The organism is Allobacillus saliphilus (assembly GCF_018138385.1).
GTDB classification, from domain to species: Bacteria; Bacillota; Bacilli; order Bacillales; family Alkalibacillaceae; genus Allobacillus; species Allobacillus saliphilus.
In genome coordinates, this window is the sequence record NZ_JAGSIE010000020.1 from 54,404 (window position 1) to 71,585 (window position 17,182).

Below are 17,182 nucleotides of genomic sequence, written 5' to 3' on the forward strand. Positions count from 1 at the left end.
GAGGTTTTTTATTTATTCGACCGCTTCTTTTACGATGCGAACTAATTTTTCGCGAAATATTTCTCTTTCTTCGCCGGTGAACGGTTTAGGTCCTTTAAATCGTTGACCGCTTTTTCGTGCTTGTTGATTTAAATAGCGTGAAGTCAACAACCGGTCAATATTTTCATGAGTATATAAAAAGCCCTTATGATGCATCGCAGAACATCCTTTTGAAAGCACTAAAGAAGCTAACCCATAATCTTGAGTGATGACTAGATCTCCGGCATTTGCCAATTGCATCACTTTATAATCGGCCGCTTCACTTTCTGAATCAACATACACTGTTTCAACAAAACTTGGATACCGTTCAGCCGAAAAATGGGCGTAACTCATGACGAGTAAAACCCCTAACCCAAACTCACCCGCAACTTCAATGACCTCGTTTTTAACTGGACTCGCATCTGCATCAACGATTATTTTCATGGTTTTTCTCCTTCCATTCCGACTAAAGCGTATATACGATACTTCTTTTAATATTGAACGATTCAAAAGTCGTTGACAAGATGAATCCATCCATATATAGTTATAATATACCTAGTGCATTAGTGCAGTAATGTACTGATTCTAAATTAGATACATAAAGTGAGGTGGGAGGATTTGTTAGATCATGCAAGCAATAAGCCGATTTATATTCAAATTGCTGAATGGTTGGAGAATGAAGTTTTATCTGGGCGTGTAGAGGCTGGTGAAAAAATTTATTCACAATATCAGCTTGCCGATCGTTTCAATATCAATCCTGCCACCGCAGCAAAGGGACTGAAGTTGCTTGCTGAGGAAGAGATTGTTCATAAGCGAAGAGGTCTCGGGATGTTTGTTGAGGAAAAAGCAGTAAACATCATTAGAGAAAAGCGTAAAAATAAAACGTTGAAGCGAATGCTTCGTGAGATTGTTAAAGAGGCAAATTACTTGGATGTTTCGATGGATGAGTTAAGTGAAATGTTACGGAGAATTCATGAAGAAGAGGGGGAAGAAGAATGACGGTAATAGATGTTCGGGGATTAACAAAACAATACGGTGGGCTACATGCATTGAATGCGATCAATTTTTCCATTGAAGAAAATAAAATTATTGGCTTAATCGGAAGAAATGGTGCGGGAAAATCAACGTTGCTGAAATGTTTAGCTGGCTATTATCATCCGACTGATGGACAAGTGCGTGTCCTCGGTGAAGATCCGTTTGATAGCTTGTTCGTTTCGGAGAATTTAATCTTTGTTGATGACGAAATGAGCTTTTCTTCAGAAATTACTCTAGCGGATATTTTACAAACCGCTGCTCGTTTTTATCCGAATTGGAATCAGACACTAGCTCAACGATTATTCGACTATTTTTCTTTTCGACCGAATCAACTGCATAGTGAGTTGTCAAAGGGAAAGATAAGTACATTCAATATGATTATCGGTTTATGTGCTCGGACGAAAATTACGATTTTCGACGAACCGACAACAGGGATGGATTATTCTGTTCGTAAAGATTTTTACCGTGCATTATTGAAAGATTATATAAAGCATCCTCGGACAATTATTTTATCCAGTCATTTATTGAATGAATTAGAGACAGTGTTGGAAACGATTTTATTGATCGATGAAGGTAGATTTGTCATCCAGGAATCGGTCGATCAGTTGAAAGAGAAAAGTTACGGGTTAACGGGTAGCGAGGAATCACTCAGTCATTTGCCTGGTGATGTCCAGATTTTACATGAGGAAGAATTGAGCGGAAATCAAGTGTATCAAGTGATTTTAGGCGATTTAACAGAAGAGACAAAACGAAAGTTAGAGAAAGAAGATGTTCAATTTTCACCTGTTTCGATTGATGACGTCTGTTTGTATTTAACCAAAGCAAAACGAGGAGGGATCGATCATGTCTTTGAATAAAAAAACATGGCATTACATAACGCTTTCAACCAAGTTCAAAATTCAAATGAATTGGCACTTATTCAATATTTTGATTGGTCTTCTCGTGTTTGCGGTGCTTTCATCGGCGTTTGGTGGAAGTTCTTCATTTAGTACAAATGAATATGGTAAAGCTGATATTACCTATGTTTCTAGTGATTTAGCTTTTATCTTTGTGCTCATTTGGGCGTTCGTCGTCGGCTGGACTTTGGCACGTCCTGCTTTTCGTGAAATGGATTTCAGCTTTGTATCCAATCGGTTCACAAGTCACATGTCATCGATTTTATATATCGGATTTGCGAGTGTAATTGGAGGATTGATTGGATTCTTTTCTATTTTTCTTGGAAAGGCTTTATATTTTCTGTTTTATTCAACCGACTCCGTAATTATCGCCCAACCATATACAATTAAAGAAATCTTTATCGGCGCAATTGTTACCATCAGCTTAGCCTTCTTGCTTGCGACGGTCGGTTATTTCGTTGGAGAACTTGTAAATTGGAATCAAGCCTTTATATTCATTTTACCTGCTTTGATTATTGGGAATATCGTTCTCGATACGAAAATTGAAGGGACACTCGGGATTGGGCAACTCGTCATGATTTTTTCAATGGAAACGGAATGGTGGGTGCTGTTCTTGAAAGTACTAGGGTTCTCTATTCTCATTTATACAATCGTCATGCTCTTTACCAGACGAATGGAGGTGCGTACATGACTGGAATGGCTATATTACCACTTATCTTGATGTTATTGTTGGCATATTTTTTATTGAAAAGAACAAATAGAACTAAACGAAAAAAGAGTCGTGGAAAAAGAAACGTTTTCATTTATAGTGTGATTCTAGCTATGTCTATTGTTGTTTATTATATTTTTATTACACAAGTGGATATAATGGCAGAAGACGTAAAATTGCATGATGATTATCAATCAACTTTGGACAAATATTATGCCGATCCGCCAGTTTCATTTGAAAAAATTGATGCATTTACATTAGCAGGTAGATGGGAATATGACTTTTTTGACGAGTATGAAAACTTAGTTGTAGAGTCAGAAACGGAGATCCGTATAAAAAGGCGAGAAGATAATAAACCGATTATTGAAATTAGTTATTATCGCCCATCAACATTTTATGTTCAGGGAATAGAGGTGCCTGAGGATAACATTAAATATCCTGACGTAACGCTATTAGGGAAAGAATTGTTTCTTGGCATTCCACATGACCAATACTCCATCTCACGGACCATTATTTCGAAAGAAGAATTCATCAATCACTATGTGGGTACTAATCAATTAGATGATCGTCGGCTTCATAAGTTAAGTAACTTTTATTATCAAGGTTTTCAATTGACCATACCAAATGATTTGGAAGTGGAACTACGAGGAGATGGATTGTTGCATGAGATTGAGTGAAGATAAGAAGAAGTTGATCTAGTAATACTGGTTATTGAAAACGGCGGTAATTCCTGCATGTTGTGTAGGAGTTGTCGTCTATCTTTTTTATCAATCGTTTATCGACATCTAGAAATACTTTATCGGCAGAGATACCCTTATGGAGAGCGCCTATCAGACACCGAAGATAAGCAATTCCTGAAGCTTCCGTTGTTGAGAGCGCCTATCAAGCACGGAAGCCGAGGAAATCCCGGAGCTTCCGTAGTCGAGAGCTTCTATCAAGCACGGAAGCCGAGCAAATCCCTAAGCTTGCGTGGTCGAGAGCTTCTGTCAAGCACGGAAGATAAGTAAATCCTTAAGCTTCGATTAATCCTCGTTCTCGACGCCATTTCTCGATGGGCAAGCACTCATTTGGGTATCGAGACACGTTCTCGACGCCATTTCGCGCAGCGCAAGCACTCATTTGGGTATCGAGACACGTACTCGACGCCATTTCACGATGCACAAGCACTCATTTAAGTATCGAGACACGCGCTCAACGACATTTCGCGGTGGACAAGCACTCATTTAAGTATCGAGACGCACGGAAGACAAGCAAATCCTGAAGCTTCCCACTTCTATCAACAGTCAAACCTCAACGATCAACAATCAACCAACCGCTAACAATATAATCTGTTCATTTTTATATTTTTAACCAAAATAAAAAGCCCTTCTGTCACCAGAAGAGCTTTTCACTAATTCAATTGAATTATTTTACAACGTTAGTTGCTTGTGGTCCACGGTTGCCTTCTTCGATATCGAAAGTAACTTGTTGACCTTCTTCTAAAGTTTTGAACCCTTCGCCTTGAATTGCTGAGAAGTGTACGAATACATCGTCTCCACCTTCAACTTCGATAAAACCGAAGCCTTTTTCTGCGTTAAACCATTTTACTGAACCTGTGTTCATAGAAATTCCTCCGTTGTGCATTTTTGCACGAGTATTACTTTGGTTGTTCTTATAATAATTCAAGACGATGTTCTACCTCGTAAGATGAAACCTGGATCTTGTATTGCTAGCCGAACAATTAAGTTAAACTTAGTATACCACGGGTTATTTAAAAAAGATACCATTTTCTGTATTGATTAGAAAAAAGTTTATCTAAATCATTAAATAAGCCTTTTAAAATAGGCTATACAGCTGATTAATTTTTATTTTTTTTCTCAATCATTTCACTCATTTGCTTCCAAATGGAGCCTTGTGCAGCTTCTCCACCTTGGATTCGGCCGAGTGCCATTTTTGCTTGCATGCGCACTTCAAATTCTGGGTCTTCCAATGCTTTCTCTAAAGCAGGAATGGCTGATTCATCGCCGTATTCATATAAAAACATCGCACCACGCCAGCGGACAATGCGACTTTTATCTTCTAACGATTCGATCATGGCAGGGATTGCTTCTGTAAATCCAACATCAGACATGCAATCGCCAGCAGTACGTCGAACGGTGACCGTATTATCTTTTAAAGCTTTCTCCAAATAAGGAAGGACTTCTTTTTCTTCAATCATTCCTAAATAGGCAGTTGCCAAACGACGGATGGACATCTTCGGGTCTTCCAACGCTTTATCCAACACTGGTAGATCTTCGACGGTTGGATCAGGCATGCGCTCAAGCTTCCGGTAACGTTCTTTCCAATCGTCGACTTCTAAATCTTCTATCGTAATCGGCTCTGAAAAAACGGAGCGACCTGTAGTTTCATTCGCCTTTGCCATCTCAACAAGTCGATTCAATCGCTCTTCATCGTAGGAAGCTTCGATTTCATCGACAATGTCCTGTCCGATTTCACCTGGGTTTCCGTAACGTGGATCTTGCTCGACCCATTTACGTTCAGCTAAGTAATCCGCATTTTCAGACGCCTCCATCGCGGCATGCATAAAACGCTGATCAAGCCCGAAGCGAGTTTCACCTTCATCATCTTCCAATTTAACTTGTACAGGGATATTTCTGAACACCTGTAAGAAAACCTTCACTTCGCCGAAAGCTTCTTCTTCTGGTTGCTCCGAATGTCCAACATCATTCACTTCATCGCTTTCTTCTTCACCAAAAACTTCTTTTACTTGAGGTAAGATTTCTTCCCATGGAACTTTTGGATTCCTTTCCAACGCAATAAAATCAATGACACGATAAAGGTCTTTCACGCCTTCGATTTCAAATAATTGTTTTGCATATGTAGGTGCATCGGTTAAGTCATCACCTAATTTATAGTTCTCCGTTTGGCCATCTGGCAATGTTTCCGTCACATTAATTTTCATTGAATATGGACTTGGAGTCGGTTCAATGGATTTAATTTTCATCACAATCACCTCTACCCCCATCTTAGCAAAAAACAAGGTTGAAAAGCGAGTGTACGCGTTAGTAAAGGCAAACCAGTGTATAGCCATTTAACGATAAAAGATTACATTTGAAAGAATTGTGGTAAATAGTTAATAAATATCGCATTGAGCAAATATATTTAAGAGCAGTTAATCATATTAGATATACATATGTTCATCGGAACCGGAGAGGATATCAATGGGAAATATACCAGCTTACCTTTTACTTAGCATTTATGTCGTTTATTTACTCGTAAGCCCGAAAACAATTATTTTCTGGCCAGTATTCTTCTTGATTGGTTTAATTTATGCCGTTTATACGTTACTTTACTGGAAAAAACACGAAGAAGCCTTTAATATATATGTTTCGTTAGGGTTACTTGTTGCAAGTGTCGCACTGTTTGGTTTTACGTTTGTGGATTATTTATTGAAAATGGTCTTTTCATCAATCGTCTTTTAGGGTGAATCATGTTGTTTAAACAATTCTTTCAAAAAAACATCATCTGGATCTTGTTGGCCATTGTCGTCATTGGCGGGGCCTTTTTCTTGTTTGCTGAAATAGCAGAAGATGTTTTTGAAAAAGAAAAGTTCTTAATCGATCAGAAGGCTTCTCATTTTGTTTCATCCATTCAATCAAATACACTGGATTCACTCTTTGGATTCATTACCGAATTAGGCGCGGTTTGGCTGATTACTACAGGGACAATCATTGTTGGGCTGATCTTGTTTTTTTATCCAAATAATCGCCTATGGCGCGTTTTTCATTTTGCTGTTACTATGATAGGGATTGCAGTTCTCACATCAGGTTTAAAAGAACTTTTCGAAAGAGAACGGCCCAATCTTATCGAGGAATATGACGGCACGGGCTACAGTTTTCCAAGTGGACATTCGACAGGACCGATGGTGTTTTATGGGTTTATTATTTATTTAATGATCCGAAGCCGATTTCCGTTGGCTGCCAAATGGATTGTTGGTGTCGTCCTAAGCATTCTGATTTTCTTGATTGGGTTCAGTCGTGTCTATTTAGGAGTCCATTTTGCGAGTGATGTCATTGGCGGATTCTTACTCGGATTTGCCTGGCTTGCAACGAATATCGCCATTTTGGAAATAAGAATACAAAAAAATACATGATTTCGAGCTAAAAACTTGGAATTTTGATTCAGTTTAATACAATAAAAAGACATTCACCTCAAGGGGGAAGAGGAGGGATTTTACATGTTGACTCCAGATCAATTACGTTCGATTGATCGTTTAAAAATGCTTTCTGAGGAAGCAGATCAAGTTGAATTGAAGTTGGATTGGTACTTTTTAGTTGACCGCAAATCCGATGATGAGGATTTCTTTTATTATGAAGGTGGTCAATTGTTAGGGTACGCTGCACTTTATTATATTGGGGGAGCTTATGAATTAAGTGGTATGGTTCATCCCGAGCATCGTCAAAAAGGAATTTTCACGAAACTTTTAGATGAGGCTACTGAGGTTGTTCGTAAAAATGGTGTGGATACGATTTATATTAGTGCACCTGAAAATGCAAAGGACGCAGAGAAAACATTGGCTGAAATTGGCGCTAAATATGCATATTCAGAGTATGAGATGCGTTGGAAAGCAACTGAATTGCCTGCACAACAATTAGATGTCCAATTGCGTTTTGCAGAAAAGAAAGATTTCGATCGAATTGTCGAGCTTGACCGCGAAGCTTTCGGTTTAACACGCGAAGAAGCTGAAGGCATGACACGGATGTATAAAGAGGAACTGGCACATCGCCTTTATATGATTGAATATGAAGGAGAGTCGGTCGGTAAGATTCGTTTAAAATCAGAAGGACTTGAAAGTTATATTTTCGGGTTTGTGATTGATCCGAAATATCAAAAAATGGGTATTGGAAAAAGCGCTCTTATTGAAGTAGTCAGACAGGAAAAAGAAGATGGTCATTCTATTTTTGTAGAAGTGAATACGAAAAACGTTTCGATTGAAAACTTATATCAACCTGTCGGCTTTGAAATTTATCGAACACAGCATTTTTACAAATATGAAGTTTAATGCCGTTTGATAATTAGTTGCCAGCAATAACCGAGAATGACTCCTAAAATAGAATAGATAAACAGGAAGCGGCCGATCTCTAAAAAGACGGCTGCTTTTATTTGTATAAAGACAAGTAAGAGACATAAGAGCGAGAGGACCATCAATGGCGCAAACACAAATACGTATAGCTCAACCCAAATTTGGTTTTGAAGCTGAAGAAATCGGAGTATGCCGGTAAAAATCAGTATGATAATAAACACAATCGCATAATGAAGAAATGTCATGGTCAACACCTGCCTGTCTTACTTTCATTTTACGCAGGTGTTGCAGTAGTATGATAAGAGATGAAATGATTAAATTATGTTAGAGGTGGATTTTTTGGCTAAGCGAAAGGTCAATCTAGCAGTTGTCCTTGTGTTATATATGATTTTATTTTCCATTCCATTCTATTTGGACATTTATTATCAAACGTTTTATTATGTATTTATATCGACCTTATTCTTAGTTACGATGATTTTCGAGTTTGAAGAGAAGGCAGTAACCGAAGAAAGATTTTATCGGAAGTGGAAGAAAACGAGAAAAAGAGGCGTTGTCTTTTTTGCGTTGAAAGAGTGGTTGAAAACAATCGGATCAATCATCTTTTTCTTGGTTTTTGGAAAGATGATTGAAAGTGGCATCCCCTTCTTACAAGCATTACGTGAATATGCTGGGGTTTGGTGGCTTATTTTGTTACTAGGAACGATTCTAGCAATGATTCTCATCTTTGTTGGGTGGCATGAGAAAAATGAAAAATACATACGTATTCATTCAAAAATCAATACTTGAAAGGAGTATTCAAAATGAAGAATAAAGGGTCGCTTGCTGTTATTGTTATTTTGCTAGTTATTGTGATCGTCACACTATTTACTTACTTTATGTTCAATTATTTTAAAGAACAAGGAAAATTTGAAGAGAAATCGTCTGCGATCGAGTCAGTTGAAATGAATGTCGACCACACCATTGACATTGTGTTTTAAATTTCGAGTCGTTCGGGAATATTATAAAGAGAACGTTCAAAGGGAGGCTTTTACATGGAGATTAAAAAAGGTGTTAATCAATTATTTATAGGTGAAGAGTCGAATCCAGATGCGCATATTGTGTTTGAAGAAATCGATGCGAACACATTAGAAGTCACGCACACAGAGGTATCTGAATCAATGCAAGGCACTGGGACGGGTGGAAAGCTTGTTGATGCCATGGTTGATTACGCTCGTGAACAAGATAAGAAATTAGTAGCTTCTTGCCCATATGCGGATAAGAAGCTGGCAAAAAATGAAGATTACCAAGACGTTTATAAAGGGTAGCACTGCATTTTGCAGTGCTTTTTCTTTGTATTAGATTTACGCATTTTTAGTGCTGTTTATTTCGCTTCAATGAAAAAGTGTCTGCTATTGCATTTACAAGTAAAACAATAATATATAAAAGTGTAGCCAGATTAAACCATGCAAAGTGAAAAGGGGCGAACCAGCTATTAAAAAGTTTTGATTCTTCAAGCCAATCTGCAGCCTTACCTGCTATGTGATCTGAATCATTTAATTTTGGCTCAAAAATTGTTCCGTCAATAATAAAAAATATGATCAAAAAAACAAAAAATAAACTTAGGGAGGAAATCCACCAGCTTAAACGATTTCGCTTCCTTTTTTGTTTATTCGTCATTTGTTCACCTCCCTTATTATTAGTTAGTGCCGTATCTGAAAACGTTCCATAAAGTCTGCTACGATTAATGCTGTCAGTCCCCAAATAACGTAGTTTTTGTAGTAATAAAAGTTTTCACGGTATTGCACTGTTTGCCACTTATAATTCTTTCCGTTAGGTATATCTTCAGTTGGAAACTTTTCATCCGGCTCGATATGCATATGAATATAATGGTCAGTCGCAGGATTGTTCTTGAAGAAAGTAAAAGGTACGGTAAACACTTCTTCGACTTCATCTGGGTTTAGGGTAAGGTTTAAAATTGTTGGTAAAAAGCCGGTAAACACATGCAACTTTACGCCAAAGGGTGTGGTCACCATGCCGAGTTTTCGGATAAAAGAGACTTCGCTAGGGTGAACGCCAATCTCCTCATGCATTTCTCTTAATGCAGCTTCTTCGGGGGTTTCTCCTGAGTCAATTTTGCCTCCAGGGAAGCATACTTCACCAGGTTGTCTTCGCATTCGCTGCGATCGAACTTCAAATAAAATATGTAAGTCATCTTCTTTTTCGATCAAAGGCAAAATGACTGCATGCTCTCTCGTATTTGGCATTCCTAAGATGTCAGGTTGATGGGACTCGATTCGTTCTAACAATTCTTCTTTCTTCATCTCGTTTCACTCCGGTTTTGTGTTACTCTAATTATAACAAGGATTATAAGTATATTCAGTATTACTGCTAATAGTTCATTTGATTGGAGTTGAAACTTAGATGATTCTCGCCTGGATTTTTACACTAGCTATATTGTTTTTTGTGACCACAATTGTTTTTGAGCATCGAAAGGGGAAGGATAAAGATCGCTTTATGCTGTCTGGCTATTATGCCATGGCAATCGCCTCTGTCGCATGTCTGATTATTGTGCTGAAGTGATTAATTTGAACTCGTAGGCGAGTTTATTTGCTTCAGTGTTGATTTATATTTCTTCAGTGTTAATCCGTGCTTCTTCAGTGTTGATTTATATTTCTTCAGTGTTAATCCGTGCTTCTTCAGTGTTAATTTATATTTCTTCAGCGTTGATTCGCGAACCTTCAGTGTTAATTCTCGCTTCTTCAGCGTTAATCCGTGCTTCTTCAGTGTTAATTTACAATTCTTCAGCGTTGATTCGCGAACCTTCAACATTAATTCTCACTTCTTCAGCGTTGATTCGCGAACCTTCAACATTAATTCTCACTTCTTCAACGTCAATCCGCGAACCTTCAACGTCAATCCGCATTTCTTCAACATTAAATCGAAAATCTTCAACATTAAAATGTTTCACCACAAAAAAAGCACCGACCGACGTCAGTGCTTAAAAACTTACTCCCCTAGGGGATCTGCATTCACTAAATAGTTTATATTGCACTTATGAAGCGGGGCTTTTTGTTTGAAATTGTTTCATCCATCGACTTAAGTAACCTTTGATAAAACGTCTCTTTCGTTTTGGCTTTGAAGCAACGTAAATTTGGCTACCATATTTTCTCTTCAATTCATTCAACCGCTCGATCTTTTCCATATGATTATTTAGCATTGATTTGACCTCCGTTTATTTGATTACCTTAATCTTAAAGAATTTCTCAAAATCGTTTAACAGGACAGCGATTGATTTTATATACATCTGTAGGTGGAAGTCATCTCAGCCTTATTTATCTTTGTACGATATGTAAAAAATAGTTTACTTTGTGTAAAAAATACTATACTATAGTTATAGAAGGGTGGTGACGAGTTTGTTTGAAAGTGGTCAATTAACAAATCGTTTAGCCGTGTATCGTGCCCAAAAAGGTTATTCGCAACAAGATGTCGCGAAGAAAGTAGGGGTCAGTCGTCAAACGATTATTTCGATTGAAAAGAATCGTTACAATCCATCATTGAAATTAGCGTTTGAGCTGGCAAGGTTATTTGATGTTGGGGTGGAAGATATCTTTTTATACCAATAGGAGGGAAGAAGATGGGCTTTTTTGCATTGTTTTATGTCATTGTTTTCTTTTGGTCAGTCTATTATTCATTGAAATTCCAGTGGAGTTCAGAAGGTAAGGACGAGAGGGGACAAACGATTTTAAACCGGTCGTATAGTGTCGCTTTTCCGCTTATGCCGCTAGGTTGGTTAGTCATCGAGTTAATCAATGATCATGTATACTCAATGACGTACGATGGATATAGAGATGCGATATGGTTTTTGTTAACGGGTTTATTCATCTTGCATGCAGTAACCCTCTTAATCAGTCGGAGAACGGTTTAATTGTTAAAGGAGCATTATTATGAAAGTCATCTTAGTTCATGGGTTTTACAGAGATAAAAAAGATTTTTACTCGATGAAAAAAGATTTGGAGAATTGGGGCTATGAATGTTTGGTGCCAACGCTACCATTGACTTATCAAGAGTTTGACCGCAGTACAGTCGTATTAAAAGAATATATCCCAAAATATACGGATCCTAATGAGAAAATACATTTGGTAGGTCACAGTACTGGTGGATTGGTGATTCGTCATTTATTGATGGATGAAGACATCGTCCGCCAGGTTGGTAGAGCCGTGTTGATTGCGACGCCAAATCGAGGTAGCTATCTAGCAACTCTAGCAGGTCGAATGAAGTGGTATGTGTCGAGGTTCAGAACATTAAAGTCATTAGATAGAGCGTATATTGAACAGTTAAATATTGAGGCGCCGAATGGGGTAGAAATCGGTGCAATTGCAGGTACGAAGTCAAAAGGATTACTTGGTAGGCTCATTCGGGAAAAAAATGACGGAAAAGTCGAGTTGTCATCCGTTCCAATGGATGAATTCAAAGACTTTATCATACTACCTTATCATCATCTGGAAATACATCATCAGAGCCGAACAGCAAGCCTCGTCAATCAATTTTTGGAAAATGGCCAGTTTAAAGGAGGTTCGGATAGATGATCTGGATTAAAGCACAGAATGGTGAATCGTTGCTTCAAGTGAATCAGCTACTGATGAAAGGTAAAAAGATTGAAGGGATTATTCATTGGCACCCGATGCAAAAGTGGAGTGAAATCGTTGGTAAGTATGAGTCTGCTGAACGTGCTCAGGAAGTGCTGGATGACATTTTTTGCACGATGGAAGAGAGTAAGGGCCATTTTGTAACGTATACGATGCCTGCACAATGAGGAAGAAGCATCCAACTCGACATGTTTGGATGCTTTTTTATTTTAAGATTCCTCCTCTAATAGCGTCTTTAATTTCTTTTTGACTTCTTTTCCCCAACCTTTTACAGCGTCAACTGTTGTATTTTCAAGTGCGGCAATATCTTTATACGCTCTGCCCTCGATGATTTTTCGACGAACAAAAATCCATTGTTTATCGGTCAAAGCATTTTGGATTCGTTCCCAGAAAAATGGATCAAATGTGTTAATCGATTCATCCGTATAAGCTGATTCACTGATGAGGTCAGTCGCTGTCTCTTTTTCTGCCCGACGATTTTTCTTCCGAATCAAGTCAATTAACCGGCTACGGATCGTTATGTAAGCCATTTTTCCAAAGGAATCTCGATCGCCATATCGTTGATAAGCATTCCATAAAGCTATTAAACCTTCTTGAAAAAATTCCCCTTGTGGATCTTGAATATTGTATTTATGGATTAAGTGATGAATCATTTTCTTATATTCCATAAATACAAGCTCAAATTCTACGTCTCTTTCTCGATTTCCCCCTTGCTGCAACATTTGAAAATTCTCCTCCTCAAAAGGAGACCGGTCTCTGCCCCATTTCACCGCTAGCGATTATAATTTACTTGAATATCCAACATTAGTAAAATTTCTGTTTTATTGTAAATCAAAAATTATTGGTTCAATAGAACATGTTCTATGAATGATTTATCGAAAATTGTAGATAAAAACTCAGAAATTCAGTCGACTTTCAAGTTTCTATAAATCTGTGCACTCATGAATAGAATCGTTAACACTATGGAAAAGGTGTGGAATTTTCATGAAAAAACCGTATCACTTATTCAAGTGATACGGGAAGGTTTGCTTAACCAAACGGATATTCATAATTCAATGGTTCATTGAACACGACATAGTCCAAGTAAATCATGAGAAGTAAGTACCAACGACCGCTTCGAGTGTCTTCAAGAACAATATGGTCACGCCCGGCTTCACGAACAATACCTCGAAAAACTTCCGCGTTCCATTCGTCATTGTTTTCAAATGTCATATAGATCGTTGCTGGTTTACCTCGATTCAAGCGTAAGATATTTTCGATATAGGATTGTTCTCTTGGAGCGACAGCACCTGGCATCCCGCCTTGAGGTGAATAAGTCAGTGTCATTGGTGCGCCGCCACCTTGAGGCATCCCCCCCGCTTGGAAGTTTGCTGGATTTTGATTCATTGGATCATACGGTTGACCATATTGCATAGAAGCTCCACCTTGCTGTTGATTTGGTTGTGGTGGTGGAGGGCTACCCCATCCACTTTGCCCCATACTGTGATTTCCAAATTGAGGGGGCTGATATAATCCTTGTTGTTGACTTCCTTGATTATACCAAGTTCCCGGTTGCTTCTTATCATGTGGCATCCATTTTTTAGCTCCGCTTTGTTGCTGATAATGCTCGTAAGCAGGTTGTTTATATGCAGGATTTTTCTTCTTGCCTTCCATACCACGTTGTTCCTGTTCACTCACCTTTTGTTCAGGCGCTTGCTGATCTTGTTTTGATTCATCCAACAATCATCGACCTCCTAAGAAGTATTGACTTAATAAGAACTTATTGGTGATGGCTAAGTAAGCATCACCTCACTCTTTTAGGCGTACCACTGTATCCATGTATATGTAGAGAATGCTAAAACATTCTTTTTTTAAGAAGAATTTTTATGTAGGAACATCATGTGGAGGTCAATGCAATTGAGGAAATAAAAAAGCATGTGAAATCGATAGCGATCTCACATGCGTATATTCATTATACAGAAAAAATGCTGTTTAAGTCGTCTCGTTCTTTACGGTGTCCAATGTAAAATGAACCGAATTCAGCGAAACGAGCACTAACTTCATCAAAACGCATTTCATAAATTAATTTTTTGAACTGAAGGACGTCATGTGCATAAAGCGTGACACCCCACTCCCAATCGTCAAAACCCATACTGCCAGTGATCATTTGACGTACTTTCCCGGCATATTTTCTGCCAGTCATGCCATGATCATACATCAAGCGGGCACGTTCATCGAATTCTTCAGCATACCAATTGTCCTCACCTGCGCGGCGCTTATCCATTGGATAGAAGCACACATGATTCCATTTCGGTAAAATAGGGTGGAGACGTGCCTGGATTTCTGGGTTGTTTTCCATATCTTCCGCTTTGGACATGTATGTTGATAATTCCACAACGGACACATATGAATAAGCAGGCTCTAAGTATTCTGCAAGTTTTGTTTTATTGAATTTTGTTTCTAATTCTGTCAGTTCTTCCATCGTCGGACGTAAATTCATGAAAAGCAAATCAGCTTTTTGTCCAACAATGGTATAAAAACCGAAGCTTCCGTTTTTTTCTTTTTCAATACCTTCCCAATCGCCCATCAATTGATTCAGCTCTTCTATCGCTTGTTTGCGTTCATCTTCAGAAGCTTTTTTCCAAGCGGACCAATTAACGGTACGAAAATCATGTAAACAATACCAACCATCTACTGTTTCTACTGCTTGAACTGCTGGCATGGTATGTCACTCCTTTTCTATAACATTATTTCACACAATTTCACTATAACATAATTGCCCTTCAGGTTAGAGTAAGAGCAACGAACGTTTTGTTACGATTGAAGCGTGTTATGTTTAGCTATTAATTTGTTCGTTTCTTTTTTTCATCATACTCAATCGTTTCTCAAACCACTCTGTTTCTTGTTCGTTAAGCACCTTTTTAGTGAGTTGAACACCATCGTCTGTAAGTTTTCGATTGATTTTGCTCACTAATCCTTCAACCGACATCGGTTTGTTGAGCACTTCCTCTAGTGTTACCATGACTTGAGGGTTGACTTCAGGATAAGCAAATTTTGTGTCTTCGTTATTTTTACCGATTTGATAAAATTGGCGTACAAGTTCCGCCCGTTCAGAGCCGCTTCCCTCAACAGCTAAATAAACTTGAACGGCGGTTCCTTCTTTCACACGACGTTGTGAAACGCCTGCGAATTTTTTGCCATCCACACTTAAATCATACGTTCCAGGACAATAGGAATCTTCAATCTCGTAGGCTTCAATTTCAATTGGTTCATCATCAAAAATCCATTGAATGAACGCAACCATTGTTTCATAACCTTCGTGAATATCGATATTTTTTCCATGCGGGAAAATAAGCGAGATATTCAAAATGCCTTCATCCAAAATTACGGCAAGCCCACCGGAATTTCGAATGATCACGTCATGATTCTGTTCTGTTAAATAACCGACCGCTTCCTTGATCTTCGGTAAACGGCTATCCGGAATACCCAACACAGCAGTCGGACCGTGCACCCAAAACCGAATCCCGGCTTCATTATTTTCACTGGCAGCAATACAAAGGGTATCGTCCATCGCGAATGAAGCGAGAACATTTGATTCATTCGGATTGGTGTCATCCATCATCTGTAGTTGGTCAAACTGTAGTAATTTATGTTTCATCATTCAACTTCCTTTTCCATTAGCTACGCTCATTATAACAAATTCAGTACTTGTTTAATTGAAAGGCACAGATACAATAAAACTATATAATACTTGAAAGGAGACTATGTATTGATCATCAAACCTCATATTCCCACAATTTATTCCCTCATGCTAGAAAACCTCCTTAGAAGATTACCCGAAAACCATCCAACGTATGTGAAGCTGACTGATCGCTTCGGAAGAGAAAAAGCCGGCTTCCAAGGGGAGCAACGCCTCGATTACGCTCTCAGCAAACTCAATTTTAACCACTATACACTCCACGATATTCGCCTACCTTTTAACCGAACATTTTTCCAGCTTGATTCATTGATTGTGACACCACGCTTTTTATTGATGCTTGAAGTTAAAGCTTACCGGGGACAAGTCTTATCCCGAAATGATTTTTCGCAAACCATTCAACAACCACGTCCACATGAAACTGAAAAAATATATGACGACCCAATCGTCCAAGTAGAGGAACAAAAATTTCAATTCTCCACTTGGTTAGAGCATCAACGAATCCCGCCACTACCTATTGAAACCCTCGTCGTCATGACACATCCACATGTGATTCTCCAAGCCTCCGATCGAACAGATTACTTCCGTGACCGCGTCATTCCACTAAGCAAACTATCTAGTAAACTTCGAGAAATCAATCAAAAATATAAACAAGAGTTTATCAACCTTCGAGAATCTAAACATCTCGCGCAAAAAATCGCAAAAGCCCATACACCTTATACGCCAAACATTCTCGAGCGATGGAAACTTGAATTTGAAGAAATATTACCAGGCGTCTGCTGTCCTGAATGCACACACCTCGGCATGGAACGCAAAAATCGACGGTGGGAGTGCACTCGCTGCGGCCACCGCTCCATTGATGCACATCTCTCTGCGTTGAAAGATTACTATTTACTTGGAAATAAGACGATCACGAATCGGGAGTTTAGGGAGTTTGTTGGGCTGGAGTCTGAGAGTAGTGCGCGGTATATGTTGCAGAAATCATTAAAAAGCGCTGGTAAAACGAGTGCTAGCAAATATTTATTGGAATTTGATTATAGCAAGGATTTTATAAGACAAAAGAAGCGGTAGTTATTAAAAAATGTAATGATCTATACATCTAGCAGTTCAACTGATGAAATGAGTCTTCTGACTGCTGAAGTTAGCGTTGTGACTGCTGAA

At 38.5% G+C, this 17,182-nt stretch carries 27 protein-coding genes; 15 read left to right on the forward strand and 12 right to left on the reverse strand.

Going from position 1 to position 17,182, the window contains the following annotated elements; all coding sequences use genetic code 11:
* Positions 1-12: 12 nt before the first annotated feature.
* Positions 13-462, reverse strand: a complete 450-nt coding sequence (locus KC820_RS07385; protein ID WP_212369839.1) for a YaiI/YqxD family protein — start codon at positions 460-462, stop codon at positions 13-15.
* Between the two features lie 174 nt (positions 463-636).
* Between KC820_RS07385 and KC820_RS07390 the strand changes: the two genes are divergently transcribed.
* The 4 genes from KC820_RS07390 to KC820_RS07405 are packed head-to-tail and all read left to right on the forward strand — an operon-like array spanning position 637 to position 3,335.
* Positions 637-1,017: a GntR family transcriptional regulator gene (locus tag KC820_RS07390; protein ID WP_212369842.1), complete on the forward strand. Its 381-nt coding sequence runs from the start codon at positions 637-639 to the stop codon at positions 1,015-1,017.
* Positions 1,014-1,910, forward strand: coding sequence for an ABC transporter ATP-binding protein (locus KC820_RS07395; protein WP_212369845.1), 897 nt, complete (start codon positions 1,014-1,016; stop codon positions 1,908-1,910). Before KC820_RS07390 ends, KC820_RS07395 begins: the two co-directional genes overlap by 4 nt.
* Complete coding sequence (locus KC820_RS07400; protein ID WP_212369847.1) at positions 1,897-2,640, forward strand: hypothetical protein; 744 nt, start codon at positions 1,897-1,899, stop codon at positions 2,638-2,640. The genes KC820_RS07395 and KC820_RS07400 overlap by 14 nt, the downstream gene beginning before the upstream one ends.
* The gene (locus KC820_RS07405; RefSeq protein ID WP_212369849.1) at positions 2,637-3,335 is read left to right on the forward strand and encodes a hypothetical protein; all 699 of its coding nucleotides are present in this window, start codon (positions 2,637-2,639) and stop codon (positions 3,333-3,335) included. The genes KC820_RS07400 and KC820_RS07405 overlap by 4 nt, the downstream gene beginning before the upstream one ends.
* Before the next feature lie 727 nt (positions 3,336-4,062).
* Here the strand turns inward: KC820_RS07405 and KC820_RS07410 are convergent.
* Together KC820_RS07410 and KC820_RS07415 are read right to left on the reverse strand one after the other, a co-directional pair.
* Positions 4,063-4,260 (reverse strand): cold-shock protein, encoded by a 198-nt coding sequence (locus KC820_RS07410; RefSeq protein ID WP_212369851.1) that lies wholly within the window; start codon positions 4,258-4,260, stop codon positions 4,063-4,065.
* Between the two features lie 235 nt (positions 4,261-4,495).
* Complete coding sequence (locus tag KC820_RS07415; protein WP_212369852.1) at positions 4,496-5,641, reverse strand: conserved virulence factor C family protein; 1,146 nt, start codon at positions 5,639-5,641, stop codon at positions 4,496-4,498.
* Between the two features lie 217 nt (positions 5,642-5,858).
* Between KC820_RS07415 and KC820_RS07420 the strand changes: the two genes are divergently transcribed.
* From KC820_RS07420 to KC820_RS07430, 3 genes are all read left to right on the forward strand, one after another.
* Positions 5,859-6,119 (forward strand): hypothetical protein, encoded by a 261-nt coding sequence (locus tag KC820_RS07420; RefSeq protein WP_212369854.1) that lies wholly within the window; start codon positions 5,859-5,861, stop codon positions 6,117-6,119.
* Between the two features lie 11 nt (positions 6,120-6,130).
* Entirely contained in the window at positions 6,131-6,790 is a 660-nt protein-coding gene (locus tag KC820_RS07425; protein WP_212369856.1) for a phosphatase PAP2 family protein, read from the forward strand.
* An 84-nt stretch (positions 6,791-6,874) separates the two neighbouring features.
* A complete protein-coding gene (locus KC820_RS07430) occupies positions 6,875-7,699 on the forward strand; it encodes a GNAT family N-acetyltransferase (RefSeq protein WP_144089637.1) in 825 nt (274 codons plus the stop codon).
* Here the strand turns inward: KC820_RS07430 and KC820_RS07435 are convergent.
* Positions 7,696-7,965 carry a hypothetical protein gene (locus KC820_RS07435; RefSeq protein ID WP_144089636.1) on the reverse strand — a complete coding sequence of 90 codons (270 nt, stop codon included), beginning with the start codon at positions 7,963-7,965 and terminating at the stop codon, positions 7,696-7,698. The genes KC820_RS07430 and KC820_RS07435 overlap by 4 nt on opposite strands.
* A gap of 94 nt (positions 7,966-8,059) precedes the next feature.
* Between KC820_RS07435 and KC820_RS07440 the strand changes: the two genes are divergently transcribed.
* Genes KC820_RS07440 through KC820_RS07450 form a run of 3 tightly spaced genes read left to right on the forward strand, consistent with a single transcriptional unit; the run spans position 8,060 to position 9,024 of the window.
* Positions 8,060-8,506, forward strand: a complete 447-nt coding sequence (locus KC820_RS07440; protein WP_144089635.1) for a hypothetical protein — start codon at positions 8,060-8,062, stop codon at positions 8,504-8,506.
* Positions 8,507-8,520: 14 nt separating this feature from the next.
* A complete protein-coding gene (locus tag KC820_RS07445; protein ID WP_186279683.1) occupies positions 8,521-8,697 on the forward strand; it encodes a hypothetical protein in 177 nt (58 codons plus the stop codon).
* Between the two features lie 54 nt (positions 8,698-8,751).
* Positions 8,752-9,024 (forward strand): GNAT family N-acetyltransferase, encoded by a 273-nt coding sequence (locus KC820_RS07450; protein ID WP_212369858.1) that lies wholly within the window; start codon positions 8,752-8,754, stop codon positions 9,022-9,024.
* Between the two features lie 46 nt (positions 9,025-9,070).
* Here the strand turns inward: KC820_RS07450 and KC820_RS07455 are convergent, their stop codons facing one another.
* From KC820_RS07455 to KC820_RS07470, 4 genes are all read right to left on the reverse strand, one after another.
* The gene (locus KC820_RS07455) at positions 9,071-9,376 is read right to left on the reverse strand and encodes a YfzA family protein (protein ID WP_212369861.1); all 306 of its coding nucleotides are present in this window, start codon (positions 9,374-9,376) and stop codon (positions 9,071-9,073) included.
* A gap of 23 nt (positions 9,377-9,399) precedes the next feature.
* Positions 9,400-10,020, reverse strand: a complete 621-nt coding sequence (locus tag KC820_RS07460; protein WP_212369863.1) for an NUDIX hydrolase — start codon at positions 10,018-10,020, stop codon at positions 9,400-9,402.
* Between the two features lie 470 nt (positions 10,021-10,490).
* A complete protein-coding gene (locus KC820_RS07465; protein ID WP_212369866.1) occupies positions 10,491-10,667 on the reverse strand; it encodes a hypothetical protein in 177 nt (58 codons plus the stop codon).
* A gap of 84 nt (positions 10,668-10,751) precedes the next feature.
* Positions 10,752-10,916: a hypothetical protein gene (locus KC820_RS07470; protein WP_212369869.1), complete on the reverse strand. Its 165-nt coding sequence runs from the start codon at positions 10,914-10,916 to the stop codon at positions 10,752-10,754.
* A 196-nt stretch (positions 10,917-11,112) separates the two neighbouring features.
* Here KC820_RS07470 and KC820_RS07475 point away from each other — a divergent pair, with 196 nt between their 5' ends.
* From KC820_RS07475 to KC820_RS07490, 4 genes are read left to right on the forward strand one after another with little or no spacing between them, the layout of a single operon-like run.
* Positions 11,113-11,322, forward strand: coding sequence for a helix-turn-helix transcriptional regulator (locus KC820_RS07475; RefSeq protein ID WP_144089631.1), 210 nt, complete (start codon positions 11,113-11,115; stop codon positions 11,320-11,322).
* Between the two features lie 11 nt (positions 11,323-11,333).
* Complete coding sequence (locus tag KC820_RS07480) at positions 11,334-11,624, forward strand: hypothetical protein (RefSeq protein WP_144089630.1); 291 nt, start codon at positions 11,334-11,336, stop codon at positions 11,622-11,624.
* 19 nt (positions 11,625-11,643) lie between these two features.
* Positions 11,644-12,285, forward strand: a complete 642-nt coding sequence (locus KC820_RS07485; protein WP_212369872.1) for an alpha/beta fold hydrolase — start codon at positions 11,644-11,646, stop codon at positions 12,283-12,285.
* On the forward strand, positions 12,282-12,512 hold the full coding sequence (locus KC820_RS07490) for a hypothetical protein (protein WP_144089628.1): 231 nt from the start codon (positions 12,282-12,284) through the stop codon (positions 12,510-12,512). The genes KC820_RS07485 and KC820_RS07490 overlap by 4 nt, the downstream gene beginning before the upstream one ends.
* A 42-nt stretch (positions 12,513-12,554) precedes the next feature.
* Here KC820_RS07490 and KC820_RS07495 read toward each other — a convergent pair whose 3' ends face one another.
* The 4 genes from KC820_RS07495 to KC820_RS07510 all read right to left on the reverse strand — a co-directional run bounded on the left by KC820_RS07495 (position 12,555) and on the right by KC820_RS07510 (position 15,982).
* Complete coding sequence (locus KC820_RS07495; RefSeq protein ID WP_144089627.1) at positions 12,555-13,067, reverse strand: sigma-70 family RNA polymerase sigma factor; 513 nt, start codon at positions 13,065-13,067, stop codon at positions 12,555-12,557.
* A gap of 307 nt (positions 13,068-13,374) precedes the next feature.
* Complete coding sequence (gerQ, locus tag KC820_RS13670; protein ID WP_377862693.1) at positions 13,375-14,067, reverse strand: spore coat protein GerQ; 693 nt, start codon at positions 14,065-14,067, stop codon at positions 13,375-13,377.
* Between the two features lie 229 nt (positions 14,068-14,296).
* Entirely contained in the window at positions 14,297-15,046 is a 750-nt protein-coding gene (gene hemQ / locus KC820_RS07505; RefSeq protein ID WP_212369875.1) for a hydrogen peroxide-dependent heme synthase, read from the reverse strand.
* A gap of 114 nt (positions 15,047-15,160) precedes the next feature.
* Positions 15,161-15,982 (reverse strand): lipoate--protein ligase family protein, encoded by an 822-nt coding sequence (locus KC820_RS07510; protein ID WP_212369877.1) that lies wholly within the window; start codon positions 15,980-15,982, stop codon positions 15,161-15,163.
* A gap of 150 nt (positions 15,983-16,132) precedes the next feature.
* Here KC820_RS07510 and KC820_RS07515 point away from each other — a divergent pair, with 150 nt between their 5' ends.
* Entirely contained in the window at positions 16,133-17,092 is a 960-nt protein-coding gene (locus KC820_RS07515) for a nuclease-related domain-containing protein (protein ID WP_212369879.1), read from the forward strand.
* Positions 17,093-17,182 lie beyond the last annotated feature (90 nt).

Coding starts and splice junctions, on each gene's coding strand:
- KC820_RS07480 (WP_144089630.1), top strand. CDS start 11,334: ATGGGCTTTTTTGCATTGTTTTATGTCATTGTTTTCTTTTGGTCAGTC.
- KC820_RS07395 (WP_212369845.1), top strand. CDS start 1,014: ATGACGGTAATAGATGTTCGGGGATTAACAAAACAATACGGTGGGCTA.
- KC820_RS07510 (WP_212369877.1), bottom strand. CDS start 15,982: ATGAAACATAAATTACTACAGTTTGACCAACTACAGATGATGGATGAC.
- KC820_RS07485 (WP_212369872.1), top strand. CDS start 11,644: ATGAAAGTCATCTTAGTTCATGGGTTTTACAGAGATAAAAAAGATTTT.
- KC820_RS07435 (WP_144089636.1), bottom strand. CDS start 7,965: ATGACATTTCTTCATTATGCGATTGTGTTTATTATCATACTGATTTTT.
- hemQ (WP_212369875.1), bottom strand. CDS start 15,046: ATGCCAGCAGTTCAAGCAGTAGAAACAGTAGATGGTTGGTATTGTTTA.
- KC820_RS07470 (WP_212369869.1), bottom strand. CDS start 10,916: ATGCTAAATAATCATATGGAAAAGATCGAGCGGTTGAATGAATTGAAG.
- KC820_RS07415 (WP_212369852.1), bottom strand. CDS start 5,641: ATGAAAATTAAATCCATTGAACCGACTCCAAGTCCATATTCAATGAAA.
- KC820_RS07490 (WP_144089628.1), top strand. CDS start 12,282: ATGATCTGGATTAAAGCACAGAATGGTGAATCGTTGCTTCAAGTGAAT.
- KC820_RS07405 (WP_212369849.1), top strand. CDS start 2,637: ATGACTGGAATGGCTATATTACCACTTATCTTGATGTTATTGTTGGCA.
- KC820_RS07420 (WP_212369854.1), top strand. CDS start 5,859: ATGGGAAATATACCAGCTTACCTTTTACTTAGCATTTATGTCGTTTAT.
- KC820_RS07495 (WP_144089627.1), bottom strand. CDS start 13,067: ATGTTGCAGCAAGGGGGAAATCGAGAAAGAGACGTAGAATTTGAGCTT.
- KC820_RS07460 (WP_212369863.1), bottom strand. CDS start 10,020: ATGAAGAAAGAAGAATTGTTAGAACGAATCGAGTCCCATCAACCTGAC.
- KC820_RS07445 (WP_186279683.1), top strand. CDS start 8,521: ATGAAGAATAAAGGGTCGCTTGCTGTTATTGTTATTTTGCTAGTTATT.
- KC820_RS07455 (WP_212369861.1), bottom strand. CDS start 9,376: ATGACGAATAAACAAAAAAGGAAGCGAAATCGTTTAAGCTGGTGGATT.
- KC820_RS07515 (WP_212369879.1), top strand. CDS start 16,133: ATGCTAGAAAACCTCCTTAGAAGATTACCCGAAAACCATCCAACGTAT.
- KC820_RS07400 (WP_212369847.1), top strand. CDS start 1,897: ATGTCTTTGAATAAAAAAACATGGCATTACATAACGCTTTCAACCAAG.
- KC820_RS07430 (WP_144089637.1), top strand. CDS start 6,875: ATGTTGACTCCAGATCAATTACGTTCGATTGATCGTTTAAAAATGCTT.
- KC820_RS07385 (WP_212369839.1), bottom strand. CDS start 462: ATGAAAATAATCGTTGATGCAGATGCGAGTCCAGTTAAAAACGAGGTC.
- KC820_RS07410 (WP_212369851.1), bottom strand. CDS start 4,260: ATGAACACAGGTTCAGTAAAATGGTTTAACGCAGAAAAAGGCTTCGGT.
- KC820_RS07450 (WP_212369858.1), top strand. CDS start 8,752: ATGGAGATTAAAAAAGGTGTTAATCAATTATTTATAGGTGAAGAGTCG.